Source organism: Rhizobium laguerreae (assembly GCF_002008165.1).
Lineage (GTDB): Bacteria > Pseudomonadota > Alphaproteobacteria > Rhizobiales > Rhizobiaceae > Rhizobium > Rhizobium laguerreae.
Genome location: NZ_MRDM01000029.1, coordinates 145798 through 163279, shown reverse-complemented (window position 1 = coordinate 163279; position 17482 = coordinate 145798). Strand labels below are relative to the sequence as shown.

The following is a 17482-nucleotide window of genomic DNA, read 5'->3' as shown; positions in this document are numbered from 1 at the left end:
GGAAAGACTGTCGAGATCAGGAATTCAACATGCGGCCGGCGAAGTTTCCTCAGCCGCGAAACGTATAGTTGCTGATCGAGGCCGGTTTCATCTCGATGGAGAAGCCCGACAGGGTGGGCGGCATGTAGGCGGCGTTCTCGATCCGGCAGGGGTCGAGGAAGTGTTCGTGCAGATGATCGACATATTCGATGACGCGGCCTTCTTTGGTGCCCGACACCGCAACGTAATCGATCATCGACAGATGCTGCACATATTCGCAAAGGCCGACGCCGCCCGCATGCGGCCAGACCGGCAGGTCGAACTTGGCGGCGATCAGCAGCACTGAGAGGACCTCGTTCAGCCCGCCCATGCGGCAGGAGTCGATCTGCACGATGTCGATCGCGCCCTCGGCGATGAACTGCTTGAACATGATGCGGTTCTGGCACATCTCGCCGGTCGCGACCTTTACCGGGCCGATCGCCTGGCGGATCTTTCGGTGGCCGGCGACATCGTCGGGGCTTGTGGGTTCCTCGATGAAGAAGGGTTTGGCGAAGGAGAGCGCCTTGACCCAGTCGATCGCCTGGCCGACGTCCCAGACCTGGTTGGCATCGATCATCAGGTAGCGGTCGGGGCCGATGACCTCGCGGGCGATCCTGAGGCGGCGAATATCGTCTTCCAGGTCGCGGCCGACCTTCATCTTGACATGGTTGAAGCCGGCATCGATCGCCTCCTGGCAAAGGCGGCGCAGCTTTTCGTCGCCGTAGCCGAGCCAGCCGGCCGAGGTCGTGTAGCAGGCATAGCCCTCTTTTTCGAGGATGGCGATGCGTTCCGCCTTGCCCGCCTCGGCGCGCTTCAGGATCTCGACCGCTTCGTCACGGGTGAGAACGTCGGTGAGATAGCGGTAATCGACGATGTCGGCGATCTCTTCCGGCGACATCTCGGCGACGAGCCGCCAGACGGGCTTACCGGCCTGCTTGGCAAGCAGATCCCAGACGGCATTGACGACCGCGCCGGTCGCCAGATGAATGGCGCCCTTTTCCGGGCCGATCCAGCGCAGCTGGCTATCGCTGGTCAGATGCCGCCAGAATTTGCCGGGATGAGCGAGAACCTCGGCAAGCTCGGCGCCGACGACGAGGTGGCGCATCGCTTCGATCGCCATGCAGCAAATATCGTTGCCGCGGCCGATGGTGAAGGTCAGGCCGTGGCCGGCAAGATCAGGCGCATCCGTATCGAGAATGACATAGGCCGCCGAATAGTCCGGATCGGGATTCATCGCATCGGATCCATCCAGGCTTTGCGAGGTGGGAAAGCGAAGATCGAAGACACGAAGGTCGGTGATGCGGGTCATGGTGTTTTTCTCCCGATTATATGGGCCGATTATAGAGAGCCGATTGCAGTGGCCGGGCCGGCCGGCAAGACTGCCGCGCCTGCCGCATCGCTGAAATCAGATCGTCCAGCCGCCGTCGATGGCGATCGCCTGGCCCGACGTGTAGGTCGCGCCGGCGAGATAGACGGCGAGATCGGCGATCTCTTCCGGCGAGCCCAGCCGGCCCATCGGCTGGCGGGCGATGAAGGCGGCGCGCGCCGCGTCGTAGTCGCCCTGCGCCCGCATGCGGTCCTGCAGCGACGGGCTTTCCACCGTGCCGGGGCAGATCGCGTTGCAGCGGATGCCTTGACCGACATAATCGGCGGCAACGGCTTTGGTGAGCCCGATCACCGCCGCCTTGGTGACGCCGTAGGCGAAGCGGTTCGGCACGCCTTTGATGCTGGAGGCGACGGAGGCCATGTTGATGATCGCCCCGTCCTTGCGCTCGATCATGCCGGGCAGCACGGCGCGGATGGTGCGGATCATCGCCTTGACGTTGAGGTCGAAGGCGAATTCGAGTTCGGAATCCTTCATCTCGAGGATCGAGCCGGCATGGACGAAACCGGCGCAGTTGAACAGCACGTCGACGGCTCCGATCTCAGCGACCAGAGCCTTGACCGCATCCTCTTCGAGCACGTTCAGTTTATGGGTGGAGACGCCGGTTTCCGCGGCAAGCGTCGCTAAGGCCTCGGTGTTGATGTCGGTCGCGTGGACCTTGGCGCCGATTGCGGCAAAGGCTGCCGCCGTCGCCCGGCCGATGCCCTGACCGGCGGCGGTAATGAGAACGGTCTTGCCGGAAAGTCTGTTTGTCATGTCACGGGCCTTTTCTGGAATTGTCTACGCTGGACGATGGAGTGCGGTTCATGTCTTGGCGAAGCTCGGTCGTGGTGGAACGCCTCGTCCATCATCGTCCGCCATTCACCCTCTTTGCGCGTTTCGACCGGGTACTGGCAAGATGCGCGCTGCTCTCTATTAAATGGAGGAGTTGCCACTGTTGCAAAGGCAGACCAGCGCCGGATCCTGTCGGTCGCTGCACGCGAACGCCGAATTCGTCGGCTGCAGGGCCGATGACCATCCCCATGCGTTGCATGGTCTTCCTCCCCATTCCGGACCGCTCTTCAACAATGATTTGTCTATTTATAGACAAACAGACGATGGACCATGGGTCAAGCACGAAGTTTTTCTTTTCCGGCTGCGGTTCTGCGTATATGCAGATTGATATTACAGGAGGAAGGAATGGAGACCGACGAGTCCGACCGCTATCGCGCTCCTGCTCTCGACAAAGGCCTCGATATCCTGGAGCTGCTCGCGGGCGTCGACAGCGGCCTCACCCAGGCTGATATCGCCAAGCGGCTCGACCGCAGCCCCAACGAATTCTACCGCATGCTCGACCGGCTGGTGCGCCGCGGTTACGTCACCCGGCTGGATGGCGACCGATACTCGCTGACGCTGAAGCTCTTCGGCCTCGCGCAGTTGCACGCGCCGGTGCGCCGGCTCGCCTCCTACGCCACACCGCTGATGCGCGATCTTGCCCAGCGCACGCGCCAGGCCAATCATCTCGCCGTCTTCGATCGGGGTTCTGCCGTTGTCATTGCCCAGCAGGAGGCGCCGGACTATTGGGGATTTTCGATCCGCATCGGCGCCCATATCAGCCTCTTCGACACCGGATCGGGGCATGTGCTGCTGGCCTTCCGCAGCAAGGAGGAGCGGGAGATGATGATCTCCGAACATGTGCGCAGCCGCGCGGATGTCGAACTCGGGCCCGAATTCTACGATCGGCTCGACCAGATCCGCGAGCGCGGCTACGAGATGATGGCCAGCGCCCAGACTTCAGGCGTCTACAATCTCTCCGCTCCCGTTCTCGGACCGGACCGCCGCTGCATCGCCGCCCTCACCTGCCCCTTCATCGCGCTGGTCAATGCGCCGTCGGCTCCCGATATCACCCAGGCGATCACGCTGGTGCAGAAGGCGGCGGCCCAACTCTCACTGCTTGCCGGCGCCGATGTCGTCACCCCCGCCTGACGGCTGGGAATTTCTATTTGAACAATCCATTCACCAGGGATAGTTTCAAGGCACCATTCTGGGAGGAAGAGCGTGTTCATCGACACCCATCTGCATATCATCGATCGGTCGGCGCTGCCCTATCCCTGGCTCTCGGGCGTGCCTGATCTCGATCATGATTTCCTCTACGAGGCCTATGCGAGGGAGGCCCGTCGCTGCGGCATCACCACGGTGCTGCATATGGAGGTCGACGTCGATCCTGCCGAGATACAGGCAGAGACCGATCACGTCGCCAGCCTCGCCGAAAAGGAAGGCAGTCTGATTGCCGGCGCCATCGTCTCCTGCCGGCCGGAAGAGGAAGGTTTCGCCGCCTATCTCGAGCGGCAAAAGGCCGATCCTTTCGTCAAGGGGTTCCGCCGCGTGCTGCATGTCGTGCCCGATGATGTCTCCGAAGGCGCCCTGTTCCGCGAAAACATCAGGCGCATCAGCGGCAGCGGCCTGACCTTCGACCTTTGTACCTTGCCGCATCAGGCGAGCCGTGTGACCGCCCTTGCCGATCTTGCGCCCGACGTGCAGTTCGTGCTCGACCATTGTGGCGTGCCGGATATCCGCTCGGATGCCTTTGAGCCGTGGAAGGCCGGCATATCAGAGATTGCCCGGCGGCCGAACGTCGTCTGCAAGGTCTCCGGCGTCGTCGCCTATGCCGATGCGAAGACCTGGACGGCGCAAACGCTGCAGCCCTATATCGAACATGTGACCGCAAGTTTCGGCTGGGACCGCGTCGTCTGGGGCAGCGACTGGCCGGTCTGTACGCTCGGCGGCGGCCTCTCCACCTGGGTTGCGGCGACCCACTCCATGCTTTCCGGCGTAAGCGAGACAGAGCGCTCGAAGCTGCTTTTCGCCAATGCACAGCGCCTCTGGGCGCTCTGATGTCACAAAATAAAGCGACCGGTCTCTTGGATGTGCCGTTTCGGCATGTTTTTTGTACCATTTCGGGACAAAAAGGGCCCGATTTTCGAGTTTAACTCTATCTACATGCAAGCAATTGCTAGCCTTATTTATCTCGGCTAAAAGTTGTTGACACGGATATGGCGAATAACCCCTTGTCCGCTGCCTTCAGAAGGGAAATGAGATGAAAGAAGAACCGCATTCCGTCGATGTTCACGTCGGAAAGACGATCCGCATCCAGCGTCTGTTGAGGAAAGTTTCTCAAACGGAACTGGGCGATCGTGTGGGCGTAACGTTCCAGCAGATCCAGAAATACGAAAAGGGCTCCAACCGCGTTTCCGCCAGCATGCTGGTCGAAATCGCCGGCGCGCTGAAGGTCGATGTCAGGACGTTTTTCGACGACCTGTCGACCCCTGATAATGCCAACGACAACCCCGCTCCCAGCGAGGAATTCGTTATTTCGCGCGAAGGCGTCCTTCTCAATGCGGCGTTCTTTTCGATCAAGAACGAGGCGCTTCGTAAGAAGATCCTGAAGCTCGTCCAGGCGATTGCCAATACCGAACAGTTGGATAGTGAAGCGGCCGAATAGACCGGTTGTCTTTCACGTGATCCCAACGGACCGCGTGAGGGTCAACCAGGATCGATCGGATCAATGGCGATCGATCGGGATCAATAGCAATCGATCGAGATCAATGGCGATCGATCAGGATTAGATTCTCGCTGGCATCCTTCATTGCGATCTTGGCTTTGCTGCCAACCAGCTTTTCGAGATTGACGTCAAGCTCCCTGTCGGGATCTATGCCGTCCCAATCGATGACGACCTGCAGCAGCGCCATGTTCGTCAGGTGCATCAGATTGCGCAGCTGAAGCTTTTCAGCCTCCTCCTTGGCTGCCGACAGCAGCCGGAAGATCCTTGCGTATTCGCTGCCGGTACCTTCGTGGTGTTGTTCAAACATTGTTCCCGCCCTCTTTGGTCGTGGAACCCTACGATTCCATCATGACTTCATCTTCCGCCGCGACCGTTATTCAAGCGTTACAGGAACCGCATTGCGCGTGACTTCGGCGTGCAGGAGTTCCCAGTGCGAGGTCGCGGCAAAGCGCCAGTCACGGTTGACCGGGCGGAATTTGTCCCGCCGCAGCCATTCCAGCACCAGTAACGCGTCGCCGCGCTTGCGCTCGACACGGTTCCCCCGGATGGCGGCGAGGATGTGGTCGCGGCGCGGCTTGCGGAAATGGCACTCGTCGGCCACCTTGGCATAGGTGCGCTCGGAGAAATGCAGGAAGCGGCCGGCAAGCAGCAGCTTCTTGCGCTCGCTGAGCGAGATTTCGCCTTTGGCGTAAAGCGCCTCGATCGTCGGTTCGAAATCGACCCAGGGTACGGAAAGCGGTAGCCAGCCGAGCTCCTGCGGCGCATGCACCAGCGCGACGGCCTCGTCGTCGAGTAGCCGCCCGGACTCATAATCTTCGAAGATCGAGCCGAGCCCGACCATGCCGAAGGGCGCGCATTCGGCTGCCCGTAGCGCCCCCATGCTGGCGCCGCCGGCAACGGCGACATCATGTTCGAGTGCGTAAAGTATTTCCTTGTGCCAGACCGAAGGCAGGTCGCCGAAATAGCCGTCGACCAGGCCGATCGCGGTGGCGCCGTCCTGAACGGCTTTCAGGATGTCGCCGGCAGCGGCCGGCGGCCGGAAATCGATGCGGGGGGACATGGCTCTTGCCGCGGCAAGATCGCTGCCAAGGCTCGGGCCGACGAACAGCACCTTCATGATTCGGCTCCTCTCATAGTATTGACCGCGCGCAGGCCGAGCTGGATATATTGGCCTGAAATATCGACCTCCAGCCCCGGCACGATCACCCGGACGACGGACACCGGCAGGGCCGGGTGCGGAAACGGCACGACGACGATCTGCTCGATGCCGGTCGCCGCCAGCCGGTCGGCAATATGGCCAATGGTGTCCTGGATCGTCGCCGGGCGGCGATCGCGGGCCTGGAACGAGCGCATCCGGGCGCTGTCCTCGCAGAGTTCGACCACCTGTTGCATCGCCGCACTCTTGTCGAGCCGCTGATAGATACGCGGCGAGAAATCGTCGCGGCTGCCGGCAATCGCGGTCAGCCGGCTCTGCGCCGCTTCGGTGATGGCACGCAGCGCGGCGCGCACGTGATCGGGGTGGCAGCCGCAGCCACCGCAGACATGTGACCAGCGCGCGTCGACACGGTCGGAAAGATTGCCTGGCATGATGACGGCCAGAAAAGCGGGGACGCCGATATCCGTCGTCATGTCGAGCAGCAGCAATTTCATGCCGGCGCGGGTGATCCGGTCGGTCATGACGTCGATGACCGCATCGCCGAAGGAGGCGGGGTCGATGCGGCTCTCCTTCAGGCGCTCGGGCGATTTCAGCTGGGTCAAGGCCCAGGCGTCGCGCTCCACCAGCTCGCAAAGCCCATGCAGGACCGCTTCGGACGGCGTGTTGCCGGAGGCAAGCCCATCGCTCGACTGCTCGAAGCCCGGCGGCCTCTCGCCGCGATGGTCGAGACCGATGAGCCACCAGGGCACGAAGACGCTGCTGCCGGAAAGAATGTCGAGCCCGGAGCACCACGGAATAGGACTGCTGCCGATTTCGTCGGGCGCGCAGCGTGCGACATTGTCGAGATCGATCATCGCGGCACGCTCCGCCCGCATGCTCTCGACCGTCGCCAGCGTCAGGTCGGCGGGGGCAATTTCGGCGATCCGCGTCTCGACCGCCTCCATCGCCGCCGAGGCCATGGCGGCATCGTTGTCGATACCTTTGCCCTGAAAGACCGACAGCGTATGGCTGTTCGGCCTCGTTGCGAAGGCGACGGGGATGTTCAGAACGTCGAGTGCGGTCAGCAGACCGACGCGCGTAATGCCGAATTCGCGCAGATGCGGCCTGATGGCCGCCAATGTCTGAGCCGGCGTGACGGCGCGGTCATGGTAGTCGCTGACGCCGGCCGATGATCGTTTAAGGTCACCGGCAAGCGTTTCAAGGTCGGTGAAAGCGGACATGCCGATCTGTTCCTTAGCGGAACTTCAGTGCATGTGTGAGGTTCTCGAGACCGTTTGGAGCGATGTTGAGCTCGTCCTGCTTCATCGCGGCCTTGGCTGCAGCCGAGAAACGCGGCTGGGAAAGAATTGCGGCATTGGTTTCAACATTGGTTTTCATTTTCCATCTCCGATAGGGAAGGCAGCGGGAGGCCGCCGTTAACCATCGGAGAGGAACATTGCCTGCGTCACTTAAGCGTTACAGGCTTATTTAAAAGGCGACGGATCAGGGAAGTCCGGCCAGATGCAGGCCGTGAATCAGCGATTCCGTATAGCGAGAATCGCGATCAGGAACGAAATGGCGGATATCCTCGCTGCGGAAATCCGGGAAATTTTCCAAAACGACCTTGGCGTATGTGTGGGCCTTCTTCACGTTGCCTGCCATGGCATGAGCGGCGGCGAGCAAGCGGGCCGTTGCCTGCTTGGATCTCACTGGCTCAAGCGCCTCGATCGTCTTTTCGTATTCTTCGCGGTCGAAGTGAATGCCGCCGAGATTCCAGTAGTAATAGTCTGGCGGCAGGGGATTGAGCCTGAAGGCAGCCTTGTTCAGCTCCAGCGCTCTGTCGAAGTCGCCATAGTGGCATAGCGCGTCGGCATAGTCGGCCAGGATGTCGGCATCATTGGGATTGAGATCCTGGGCTTGCTGAAAATATTCCAGGCTTTCGTCGAAGCGGCGCCGATAAAGCGCCACGAAGCCGAGTTCGCGGTAGGCCCGGCCGCTGTTCGGGTCGGACTGCTGCGCCTGCCGGGCAGCACCGTTCGCCTCGTCGAGCAGTTCCTTGTCCCGCATGCCGCGGATCAGCCATTCCATGCCGAGCGCGCGCGACATGCCGGCATGGGCGGCGGAGAAATGTTCATAACGATTGAGCGAGGATTTGAACCATTTGCGCGCCTGGCGCAGATGCTGCAGGTCTGTCTGGGCAATCAGCCGCTTGCCTTCCAGGTAGAGACGGTAGGCGGACGGCGGCGCCTCACCGATCGGTATCGCCAGTTCGTGGCGCTCGATCGTGTCGGCGAGCGAGGAGACGATCCGCCGCGTCAGATGCGCGAAGGATTCGCTGATCTTCTGCATGACCAGCGGCAGTTCGATGGCCCAGATCACCTCCGAAGTCGTCGTCCGCGTCAGCCGGCAGGTCGCATAGACATCCTCGTCGCGGCCCTGGATGGTGACGTAGACCGCATAGTCGAAGCTGAGGTCGAGCGGACCGGGCACGGCACGCGACGGATCGATCGAACGGCTGAGGATTTCCAGGCTCGTATGCGCCGCGATCACCTTGAAGCCGCGCTGCTGGCTGAGGCCGATGGTGACGTCTTCGAGAAGGGCCCTGCCGACGCGCTCCATCAGCGGGTCGGTGAAGATGCTTTCTGGCGGCAGGATGATGATACGCGGCTGACCAAGCGGACCGACGGAAAGGTTAGGCGCCGACTGAGGATGTCCCGACGTCGCCTGTGCTGCCGGCACCAGGTTCAGTTCGCGGGCAAGAGCGGTGGTGCTTTCTTCCGGCTCGGTGTCGAAGTCGTCTTTTAGCTGGCTCTTACACTTCAGATAGGCCTGACGCGCCGCTGCCGGATCGTTCATCCTGACATAGGTGCGCATCAAGGCGCGATAGGCCGTCTCACTGGCAGAATCGAGTTCCAGCAGGCGCCTGGCAAGCGTGACCTGATCTTCATCCGATCTGTCTTCCGATGTCTCGACCAGCCGGGCGAGATGGGCGGAGCGCAACTCGTCGACCCGTTGGCGCTCAAAGGTCAGCCAGTCCTCGGCGCCCTGCGTCGGCGATTTGACGCCTTCGAGCAATTCGCCGTTCAGCAGGTCGCCGTCTTCGGGCGCGAGCGGCCCTTTCTGTTTCAGGATATGAACGTCGACTTCCCAGCCATCGGCAAGGCCGATATGGGTTCGGGTCGCGGCAAGCAGCGGTGGAAGGCCGGCGGGAATGCTCTGTTCGATGCGTGCCAGCAGCTGGCGCAGGCTTCCGGCCCGCTTTTCCGGCAGCTCCGATTGCCAGAGCTGCCGCCTGACGGTTTCGCGGTCGAGTTCGAAATTGGGTTCGGCGGCGAGCATGGCGAGGAGAAAATAAGACTTCTCCGGCAAGGGGAGTTCCTTCCCCGCCGCCAGCAATCGCGGTCTTCCGAGCAGGCATAGCCTGTTCGTCAGCATCTGCCGGATGTCCGTTGCATCTCGGTTCTCACCCCTGAAAGCCAAGGCGCGCAAGCGCACCGGCCAATCAAAAACATGTTAGAGCCATAAGAGCCCGACGCATAGCGGTTTTGCTTTAAAAAGAAGAATTTTCATCGAATAATTGCATTTTCGCGTGCCGCTTAGGCAGGAAATGCTTGGCCAACACTTTGACAGGTGCCGGTTGCGTTCTGTGGGGCAGGTTATTTACGCCGTGAAATAAGCCTGAGAGCCCGTCGAGAATGGGGTCGAGTGGGACGCGTCAGGATGGGTTGCGAACAAGCTTACCTATATAGGTCTGGAGCGAGATCAATCCTCGAATTGGATCCTCGGGATATTCGGGACCATCGACGGTGAGAGCCGTCATCCTTGCATATGAGTGAGCCGCCGCGTCGGAGAAGCCCAAACTGCGGAATACGTCTTCCCAGTTTTCGCGCGGGATCACGTCGACGCGAACGGCCCGGCCGAGGGCGGCGGCGAAGGCTGCGGCGACATCGTTGGGGGAGTACCGTTTCGGCCCCTCGACGTGGTGTATGCCGATCGGTTCGATCGGCTCCTGCAGAAGCCGCGCCGCCACCTTTCCTAGATCCTCCGGCGCGACCATTGGGAGCGAGAGGTCTGCAGGGAGCATGGTCGCTAGCACCCCGTCCTTCGTGACGGCTCCCATCATCGTATCCCAGTTACTATAGTAGTAGGCTGCGCGGATGACACTGGCAGGAATCGGCTGGTTCCTTAGGCCCACTTCCAGTTCGTAAAGGACGTTGAGATCGCCGCATTTCTCGCCCGGTTGCGCTCCCATGGTTGATTCCGCCACCACCTTCTCCAGTCCAGATCCTTCGATCGCCTCGAGCAGGCAGCGCACAGTCTCGCGTTCCTCCCGATCCGTATCGCTCGATATGTCAGCGTTCGGGTTTAGTAAGAAGGCCCGCTTCCCATAACCGAACACCTCACGCAGCGACGTCACGTCGTGGACGTCGACGACGGCGACCTCCGCGCCGCGCTGTCGCCATGCACCGGCTTTGTCAGAATTTCGAGTGACGACCGTGACGGCTTCGCCTTCGTCTAGCAGCGTCTGCGCCACGGCGGAGCCGACGCGGCCCGTCCCGCCAACAACGATGTACATTGGCCATGTCTCCAGCAGTGATGTGGCGCATAACCCCTCGCCGTTTCAAAGGTTCCTTTCGTTGCAGACGCAGTTCACCGACGCGGAGCGCTTCTTCGCTGGATCAGCCCGACCGCGTGCTTAGGAAAGACCCGGAAGTGACCATCAACTCCGCCAAAGCCTTCCTTTGCGCCGCATTCATCATGGACCCTCGTCAGACGCATTTGCCCGCGCTTCATGAATTGTCGGGCGGACTCTGAGGGATTACAGAACGTGTGCAATCCGTTTCGGGCTAATCTCCGTTGCGGCCGCGGCCTCGACGAAATCAAGCCCGATATCCAGCACCGGCGCGCTGTGCGTCAGCCAGCCGACGGAGATGAGGTCGACACCGGAAGCGGCGATTGCGGCGGCCGTTGTCGGCGTGACGCGGCCGGACGCTTCGGTGATGGCCCGGCTGGCGACGATGGCGACGGCTTCGCGCAGCTGATCGGGCGTCATGTTGTCGAGCAGCACGGCGTCGACGCCGGTCTCCATCGCTTCGCGCAGCTGATCGAGGGTATCCACTTCGACCTCGATCTTCACCATATGGCCGACGCCGGCCCGCGCCCGGCGGATCGCTTCAGCGACGCCGCCGGCGATGGCGACATGATTATCCTTGATCAGGACCGCGTCATAAAGCGCGAAACGGTGGTTCATGCCGCCGCCGGCCTGCACGGCATATTTTTCCAGCGCCCTCAGCCCCGGCGTCGTTTTGCGCGTGCAGGCAACTGATGCCTTGGTGCTGCGAATGGCGGCGGCGATCCCTGCCGTCACAGTTGCAATACCTGAGAGATGGCCGAGGAAATTCAGCGCGGTGCGCTCGGCGCTCAGCAGGCCGCGCGACGGGCCTTCGATGGTGGCGATCACGTCGCCAGGCTTGACCGCGTCGCCGTCCTGGAGATGACGGCGCATGACGATCTCCGGATCGACGAGGGTGAAGGCGAGTTCGGCGGCATCGAGACCGGCGATCACGCCCGGCTGACGGGCCGCCATCACCACCGTCGAACGGTGATCGCGAGGGATGACGGAGGCCGAGGTGATATCACCGGCAAGACCCAGATCTTCGAGAAGGGCCGCCCGCACCAGCGGCTCGACGATCAGGCGCGGAAGGGGAACGAGGCTCATCTCAGGCACTCCTTGCAAGGGCATAGGGCGGTGTCGCGCGGGCGATCTCCAGAGCATCCGAAAGGCACATCTGGCGCCGGTTGGCGTTGGCGAGCTTCAGCGGAAAGTCGGTGCGGGCATGGGCACCGCGCGATTCCATCCGCAGGCTGGCAAAGACGGCGATCAGCAGCGCGACGATAGCCGGATCGGCGGCAGGGCCGTTGCCTTCGGCAAGCGGCAGCAGTGCGGCGATCGCGCCATGAATGGCGCCGGCATTGCGCAGCACGCCGAGATGGCGCGAGACGATCGGCCGCACGAATGACGCATCGGCCGGCGCCGGGAGACTCCCGGCGGAGATGGTGCCGGCACCACTCGCCGGCATGCCTGAAATGTCGCGTGCCGCCCGCATGCCCATGACAGCCGCTTCCAGCAGCGAATTGCTGGCAAGCCGGTTTGCGCCGTGCAGGCCGGTCGAGGCCGCCTCTCCGGCGACCCAGAGACCGGGAACCGAGCTGCGGCCATTTGCATCCGTGGCGACGCCGCCCATGTGATAGTGAACGGCCGGGCGCACAGGAATGAGGTCTTTCGCCGGATCTATGCCGGCCTCGCCGCAAAGGCTCGAGATGACAGGAAAGCGAGCGGCAAAGCGGCTGCCGAGAGCAGCGCGGGCATCGAGGAAGACCCTGCCGCCGCGGGCGATTTCGGCGCTGATGGCACGCGCCACCACGTCGCGCGGTGCAAGTTCGGCGCCTGATATGCGGACCATGAACCGCTCGCCTCGTTCGTTGACGAGCAAAGCCCCCTCCCCGCGCACCGCCTCGCTGATCAGCGCCAGCGGCCGGCGGCGTGAATCGAGTGCGGTCGGATGGAACTGGACGAATTCCATATCGGCGAGCGCGGCACCGGCCCTAGCTGCGAGCGCGATCCCCTGGCCGAAATTGCCCATCGGATTGGTGGTCGCGTCGTAAAGTCCGCCGACGCCGCCGGTGGCGAGCACCACCCTTGATGTCGGCAGAATGACGGCGCCATTCGCGGTCGCGCAGAGCAGGCCGGCGACCTGCTCGCCGTCCATCACAATCCGCCGTGCCTCGAAACCTTCGAGCACCGATATAGCTGGTGTTTTCATCACCGCCTCGATCAGCGCGGCGATGATAGCCGCACCCGAGCCGTCGCCTTCGGCATGGACGATGCGGCGGCGATTATGCGCAGCCTCCAGCCCGAGCGACAGGTCGCCCGCGGCATTCCGGTCGAAACGGACGCCGGCTTGTTCCAGCGCGGCGATCGCCGCCGGGGACTCGGCGATGATGCCGGCGGCAATGGCCGGATCGCAGAGCCCGTCGCCGGCCGCAAGCGTATCGGCAAGATGTAGCGTCGCGCTATCGTCGGCACCGACGCTGGCGGCAATGCCTCCCTGCGCCCAGGCGCTCGACGTCTCCGCGCCAAGGGCCGCGCGGGTGACGATGACGGAAGGTTCTGGCGCCATTGTCAGCGCGGTCATCAACCCGGCAAGGCCGCTGCCGACGATCACCGTGCGTCCTGATAGCTGCTCGAGAATCTCGGTCATATCGCCAGCATCCTCTCGACGGCGCGCCGCGCGGCCACCGCGATCGCCGGATCGACGATGACCTCGTGGCGGTTTTCCTCGAGTGCCGCGCGGATATTGGCCAGCGTGATCCGCTTCATATGCGGGCAGAGATTGCAGGGACGAATGAATTCGACATCGGGATGGTGCACGGCGACATTGTCGCTCATCGAGCATTCGGTAAGCAGCACGACGCGCGCCGGTTTCTGGCTGCCGACATAATCCGACATGACAGCGGTGGAGCCGGCGAAATCGGCTTCGGCCACCACCTCGGGCGGGCATTCGGGATGGGCGAGCACGGTGACGCCCGGATGGTTTTCGCGCAGCTGGCGAACGTCCTCGGCGGTGAAGAGTTCATGCACCTCGCAATGGCCGTGCCAGGCGATGATCTCGACATCAGTCTCGCGGGCGACATTGCGCGCCAGATATTCGTCCGGGATCATCAGCACCTTCGGCACGCCGAGCGATTCAACCACCTGCTTGGCATTGCCCGAGGTGCAGCAGATGTCGGAGGCAGCCTTTACCGCGGCCGAGGTGTTGACATAGGTGACGATGGGCACGCCGGGATGAGCCTGGCGCAGCAGCGCGATATCCTCGGGCGTGATCGAATCCGCCAGCGAACAGCCGGCGCCGAGATCGGGGATCAGCACGGTTTTCTCGGGGTTCAGCAGCTTGGCGGTCTCGGCCATGAAATGCACGCCGGCAAGCACGATGACATCGGCATCGACCTCGATTGCTTTGCGGGCCAGCGCCAGGCTGTCGCCGACGATATCGGCCACGCCGTGGAAGATTTCCGGTGTCTGATAGTTGTGCGCGAGAATGACGGCGTTGCGGCGGCGCTTGAGCTCGAGGATCGCGTCGACGTCATTTTCGAACGTCATCCATTCGGCTTTGGGAATGACGCGGCTGACGCGCTCGTAGAGCGAGGATGCGGAAACAGGGTGGTTCATGACCGGCTCCTAATTATGCTCTCTTTGAGCATATCCTAGGCAAAGAGATATTCTCACGATGAGCATATGTCAATTGCGGGCGAGCGGTAATTTCGTTCCTGCCAGCGCTCGTTCTTCGAGCACGGTGTGGCGAAAGCGGAAAAGCTTGGCCGGCCGGCCGCCGGTTTCGCTTTCGGTTCCGCCGGTTTCCTCGACGAGATCCTGCTGTTCGATGAGGCGGCGGAAGTTCTGCTTGTGCAGCGTCAACCCGGCCAAGGCTTCGATGGTGCGCTGGAGCCTCAACAGGGTAAAACACTCCGGCATCAGCTCGAAGACGACGGGGCGGTATTTGATCTTCGCGCGCAGCCGGGCAATCCCGGTTGCCAGAATACGGCGATGATCGGCAAACATTGCCCGACCGAGATTGGCCTCCGCCCCGCATCCGGCTTCCGAGACGAGCCCCGCCTCGTAAAGCAGTTCGTAGCGCTGCAGGGCCAGATCCTCGTTCCAGCCGCCGCCGTCGAGGCCGAAGGTGAAATCCGCCCGGCGGTGGCGATGGTCGCGCCTTGCCGGATCGGCATCGGCCCAGCTCCTTAGGCGCGCCATGATCTCGTCAAGCACGACGGGTCGGCCCTGCCGATGGTCTTCCCAGGGGAAATATTCGTACCAGCCGTGCCATCCCGGCCGGCCGGCGCCGGACTGCTCGTTGACGAGGCCGAGATAGCTGATCGAGATCGTCCGCCCACCTGGAATGTCGTTGTTCCGGTCGCGGTCGGCGAAGGTATAGAGCTGTTCGAGATAGCCGACGGGATGTTCCGTCTGCTCCTGCACCCATTCGCGCAGGCCCGATTGCAGGGTTCGATGCCCCATCTCGAAAGGCCCCGACGGCAACGCATTGCCGGAACGGATTGTCATCACGCGCGGCTCGTCCCCCGTCACCGCGACGAGCACCGCAATCAATTCCGCATGCGCAAACCCGATCGTCACAGGGGACCGAATACTCCGTTCCGAATGAATCGAACGGATAATTCCTGACACAGGCCGGCACGGAAGCCAATGGAGAGGAAGCGCCTTTGCGGCGCTTCCCACATCATCGAAGCAATAGCGCGCGGTTGCTCTCAGCTATTGCCCGTCCCGCTTTTCAGCCGCTGCATGAAGACCTCCAGTTCCGCGTCGTCGATACCGACGAGATGGCGCTTTTCCGGATAGGTGCCGGTCCGGACATCCTCGGCAAATTCCATGAAGGCGGCGATGCGCTCGCGCTGCAGCCGATCGTGTTCGGCGGCAAAGTCGCGATAGACCTTGGCATGGCGCGGATAGTGGCCGCGATTGGCGCCGAGCACGTCGTCGGCGAAGAGATATTGGGCGTCGCAGCCACTGCCTGCCCCCATGGAGATCATCAGCATCGAGGTGTTGCTGCTGATCGCGGCAGCGACCTCCCCTGGGACGACTTCGATTTCGGCGGCGAAGGCGCCGGCCTCTTCCAGCGCCTTGGTCTGCCGCCAGATTTCGGCCGCACTCGCCGCCGTCTTGCCGACGGCGCGGAAGCCGCCGGTCCAGGTCGCCTTCGAAGGGATCAGTCCGAGATGGCCGCAGACGGGGATGCCCTCGTCCCGCATGCGCCGGATCGTCTGCAGACTTGCGGCGCAATAGACCGCGTCGCCGCCGGCCTTCAGTGCCGCGAAGGCAGCACGCAGATAATCCTCGGCCGAGACATGGTCGCCATATTCGAGCCCCGGAATGGCAAAGGGAGTGGGGGCGGCTTCGCGAAAGACGGGGCCGAGCAGCGAGGGCGGCACGGAGACGATGTCGATCCCCGCCTTTTCGGCGGCTTCCGCCTCCTCCAGCGAGGTGACGCGCAGCATGGTGAGCTGGCGCTTGCCTTTTTCCGAAAGCAGATCGGCGACGGTTGCGCGTCTATGTTTTTTCATCATCAATTCCTTTGAAAATATCGGCAGCTCAGGCGGCCAGCAGGGATTTCAGCTTGATGTCGCTGGCCGCGAGTGCTGCCGGGTTCGGATGGGCGCGCGCTGCGATCAGCATTTCGGCGAGCCTGATGTCGCGTGCTACCGCATTGCCCGGCCCGATGCCGCTTGCAGCGATCAATCGTCCGCCGGCGTCGAGATGGAAGAGAATGAAGGCGCCTGCGCCGAGTTCGCGGCGCTGATGCGTGATAGCCCCTTCGGCAAGGCCTGATATCTGCAGCGTCATGTCGTATTGATCCGACCAGAACCACGGCACGGCCGAAACGGCCTCGTTGAGGCCGAGCATGTTGGCCGCGGCCAATGTGCCCTGCTCCTGGGCATTGCGCCAGGATTCGAGCCGCACCCGCCGGCCGCCATAGATCGACAGCGGAAAGGAGCAGCAATCGCCGGCCGCAAAGACATCCGGTGCGGAGGTCTGGAGATAGGTGTCGACGGCAATGCCGTTGTCGATGGTGAGGCCCGCTCTTTCGGCGATCTCGACATTCGGCCGTGCACCGATGCCGACAAGGACGAGATCGGCTTCGATCACCTCGCCGGTCGACAATCGGATCAGGGCTTTTCCGCTTTCCTCGATCAGCGCCTCGATGGAGACGCCGCAGCGGATATCGACGCCTTCAGCGCGATGGCGCTCGGTGAGCATAAGGGCGATCTCTTCCGGCACGCCACGCTTCAGCACGCGTTCCAGCCCTTCGATGACGGTGACCTCGGCGCCAAGCAGCCGCGCCGTTGCCGCAAGTTCCAGTCCGATGAACCCGCCGCCGATAATGGCGATATGCTGTCCAGGCTTCATTGCTTCGCGCAGCGCCGCCGCATCGTGATGCGTCCTCAGCGCGCGAATATGCGGGCTGCCCCGCGCCGCGCCGGGGAACGACCGCGCGGCGGCACCCGTCGCAAGCAGAAGCTTGTCGTAGGAAAGCACGGTACCGTCCGAAAGCGTGACGATCCTGGATGAGGGATCGAAATCTCTGGCCTCCACGCCGGTCAGCAGCCGGATGCCGTTTTCGATATATTTTTCCGCCGCGGCGATGAATTTCGGATCGCTTGCATCGGCGGGGCCGGCCTTCGAAAGCGGCGGCCGTTCATAGGGCGGAAGCGGCTCGGCGCCAACCAGCGTTATCTCGCCGGCAAAGCCCTTTTCCCGCAAGGCGAAGGCAGCGCGCGCACCGCATTCGCCAGCGCCCAGGATGACGAAATGAACCATGCCTGTCCC

General features: G+C 62.6%; 17 protein-coding genes. 3 read left to right on the top strand and 14 right to left on the bottom strand.

Annotated features, from left to right (window positions below; all coding sequences use genetic code 11):
• Positions 1–49 precede the first annotated feature (49 nt).
• Positions 50–1327 carry an L-fuconate dehydratase gene (locus tag BS630_RS28095; protein ID WP_077980007.1) on the bottom strand — a complete coding sequence of 426 codons (1278 nt, stop codon included), beginning with the start codon at positions 1325–1327 and terminating at the stop codon, positions 50–52.
• Positions 1328–1423: 96 nt separating this feature from the next.
• Entirely contained in the window at positions 1424–2158 is a 735-nt protein-coding gene (locus tag BS630_RS28090; RefSeq protein ID WP_077980006.1) for an SDR family oxidoreductase, read from the bottom strand.
• A 423-nt stretch (positions 2159–2581) separates the two neighbouring features.
• Between BS630_RS28090 and BS630_RS28085 the strand changes: the two genes are divergently transcribed.
• The 3 genes from BS630_RS28085 (at position 2582) to BS630_RS28075 (ending at position 4883) form a co-directional block, all read left to right on the top strand.
• Positions 2582–3367: an IclR family transcriptional regulator gene (locus BS630_RS28085; RefSeq protein ID WP_077980005.1), complete on the top strand. Its 786-nt coding sequence runs from the start codon at positions 2582–2584 to the stop codon at positions 3365–3367.
• A gap of 72 nt (positions 3368–3439) precedes the next feature.
• Complete coding sequence (locus tag BS630_RS28080) at positions 3440–4276, top strand: amidohydrolase family protein (protein ID WP_077980004.1); 837 nt, start codon at positions 3440–3442, stop codon at positions 4274–4276.
• A 202-nt stretch (positions 4277–4478) separates the two neighbouring features.
• On the top strand, positions 4479–4883 hold the full coding sequence (locus tag BS630_RS28075; protein WP_077980003.1) for a helix-turn-helix domain-containing protein: 405 nt from the start codon (positions 4479–4481) through the stop codon (positions 4881–4883).
• A gap of 100 nt (positions 4884–4983) precedes the next feature.
• Here the strand turns inward: BS630_RS28075 and BS630_RS28070 are convergent, their stop codons facing one another.
• From BS630_RS28070 to BS630_RS28020, 12 genes are all read right to left on the bottom strand, one after another.
• The gene (locus tag BS630_RS28070) at positions 4984–5250 is read right to left on the bottom strand and encodes a hypothetical protein (RefSeq protein WP_003548229.1); all 267 of its coding nucleotides are present in this window, start codon (positions 5248–5250) and stop codon (positions 4984–4986) included.
• 66 nt (positions 5251–5316) lie between these two features.
• On the bottom strand, positions 5317–6060 hold the full coding sequence (locus BS630_RS28065; protein ID WP_077980002.1) for a TfuA-like protein: 744 nt from the start codon (positions 6058–6060) through the stop codon (positions 5317–5319).
• Positions 6057–7319 carry a YcaO-like family protein gene (locus tag BS630_RS28060; RefSeq protein ID WP_077980001.1) on the bottom strand — a complete coding sequence of 421 codons (1263 nt, stop codon included), beginning with the start codon at positions 7317–7319 and terminating at the stop codon, positions 6057–6059. Before BS630_RS28060 ends, BS630_RS28065 begins: the two co-directional genes overlap by 4 nt.
• A gap of 13 nt (positions 7320–7332) precedes the next feature.
• A complete protein-coding gene (locus tag BS630_RS37485) occupies positions 7333–7476 on the bottom strand; it encodes a hypothetical protein (protein ID WP_003548235.1) in 144 nt (47 codons plus the stop codon).
• Between the two features lie 105 nt (positions 7477–7581).
• On the bottom strand, positions 7582–9573 hold the full coding sequence (locus BS630_RS28055; RefSeq protein ID WP_131640642.1) for an AfsR/SARP family transcriptional regulator: 1992 nt from the start codon (positions 9571–9573) through the stop codon (positions 7582–7584).
• A gap of 220 nt (positions 9574–9793) precedes the next feature.
• Positions 9794–10654: an NmrA family NAD(P)-binding protein gene (locus BS630_RS28050; protein WP_077979999.1), complete on the bottom strand. Its 861-nt coding sequence runs from the start codon at positions 10652–10654 to the stop codon at positions 9794–9796.
• A 243-nt stretch (positions 10655–10897) separates the two neighbouring features.
• Positions 10898–11821, bottom strand: coding sequence for a carboxylating nicotinate-nucleotide diphosphorylase (gene nadC, locus BS630_RS28045; RefSeq protein WP_170268856.1), 924 nt, complete (start codon positions 11819–11821; stop codon positions 10898–10900).
• Positions 11799–13340, bottom strand: a complete 1542-nt coding sequence (locus BS630_RS28040) for an L-aspartate oxidase (RefSeq protein ID WP_077979997.1) — start codon at positions 13338–13340, stop codon at positions 11799–11801. The genes nadC and BS630_RS28040 overlap by 23 nt, the downstream gene beginning before the upstream one ends.
• On the bottom strand, positions 13337–14308 hold the full coding sequence (gene nadA / locus BS630_RS28035; protein WP_077979996.1) for a quinolinate synthase NadA: 972 nt from the start codon (positions 14306–14308) through the stop codon (positions 13337–13339). The genes BS630_RS28040 and nadA overlap by 4 nt, the downstream gene beginning before the upstream one ends.
• Before the next feature lie 69 nt (positions 14309–14377).
• Positions 14378–15376 carry an NUDIX hydrolase gene (locus BS630_RS28030; protein WP_170268855.1) on the bottom strand — a complete coding sequence of 333 codons (999 nt, stop codon included), beginning with the start codon at positions 15374–15376 and terminating at the stop codon, positions 14378–14380.
• Positions 15377–15405: 29 nt separating this feature from the next.
• Positions 15406–16221: a 3-methyl-2-oxobutanoate hydroxymethyltransferase gene (locus tag BS630_RS28025; protein ID WP_183594601.1), complete on the bottom strand. Its 816-nt coding sequence runs from the start codon at positions 16219–16221 to the stop codon at positions 15406–15408.
• Between the two features lie 25 nt (positions 16222–16246).
• The gene (locus BS630_RS28020) at positions 16247–17473 is read right to left on the bottom strand and encodes an NAD(P)/FAD-dependent oxidoreductase (protein WP_077979993.1); all 1227 of its coding nucleotides are present in this window, start codon (positions 17471–17473) and stop codon (positions 16247–16249) included.
• Positions 17474–17482 lie beyond the last annotated feature (9 nt).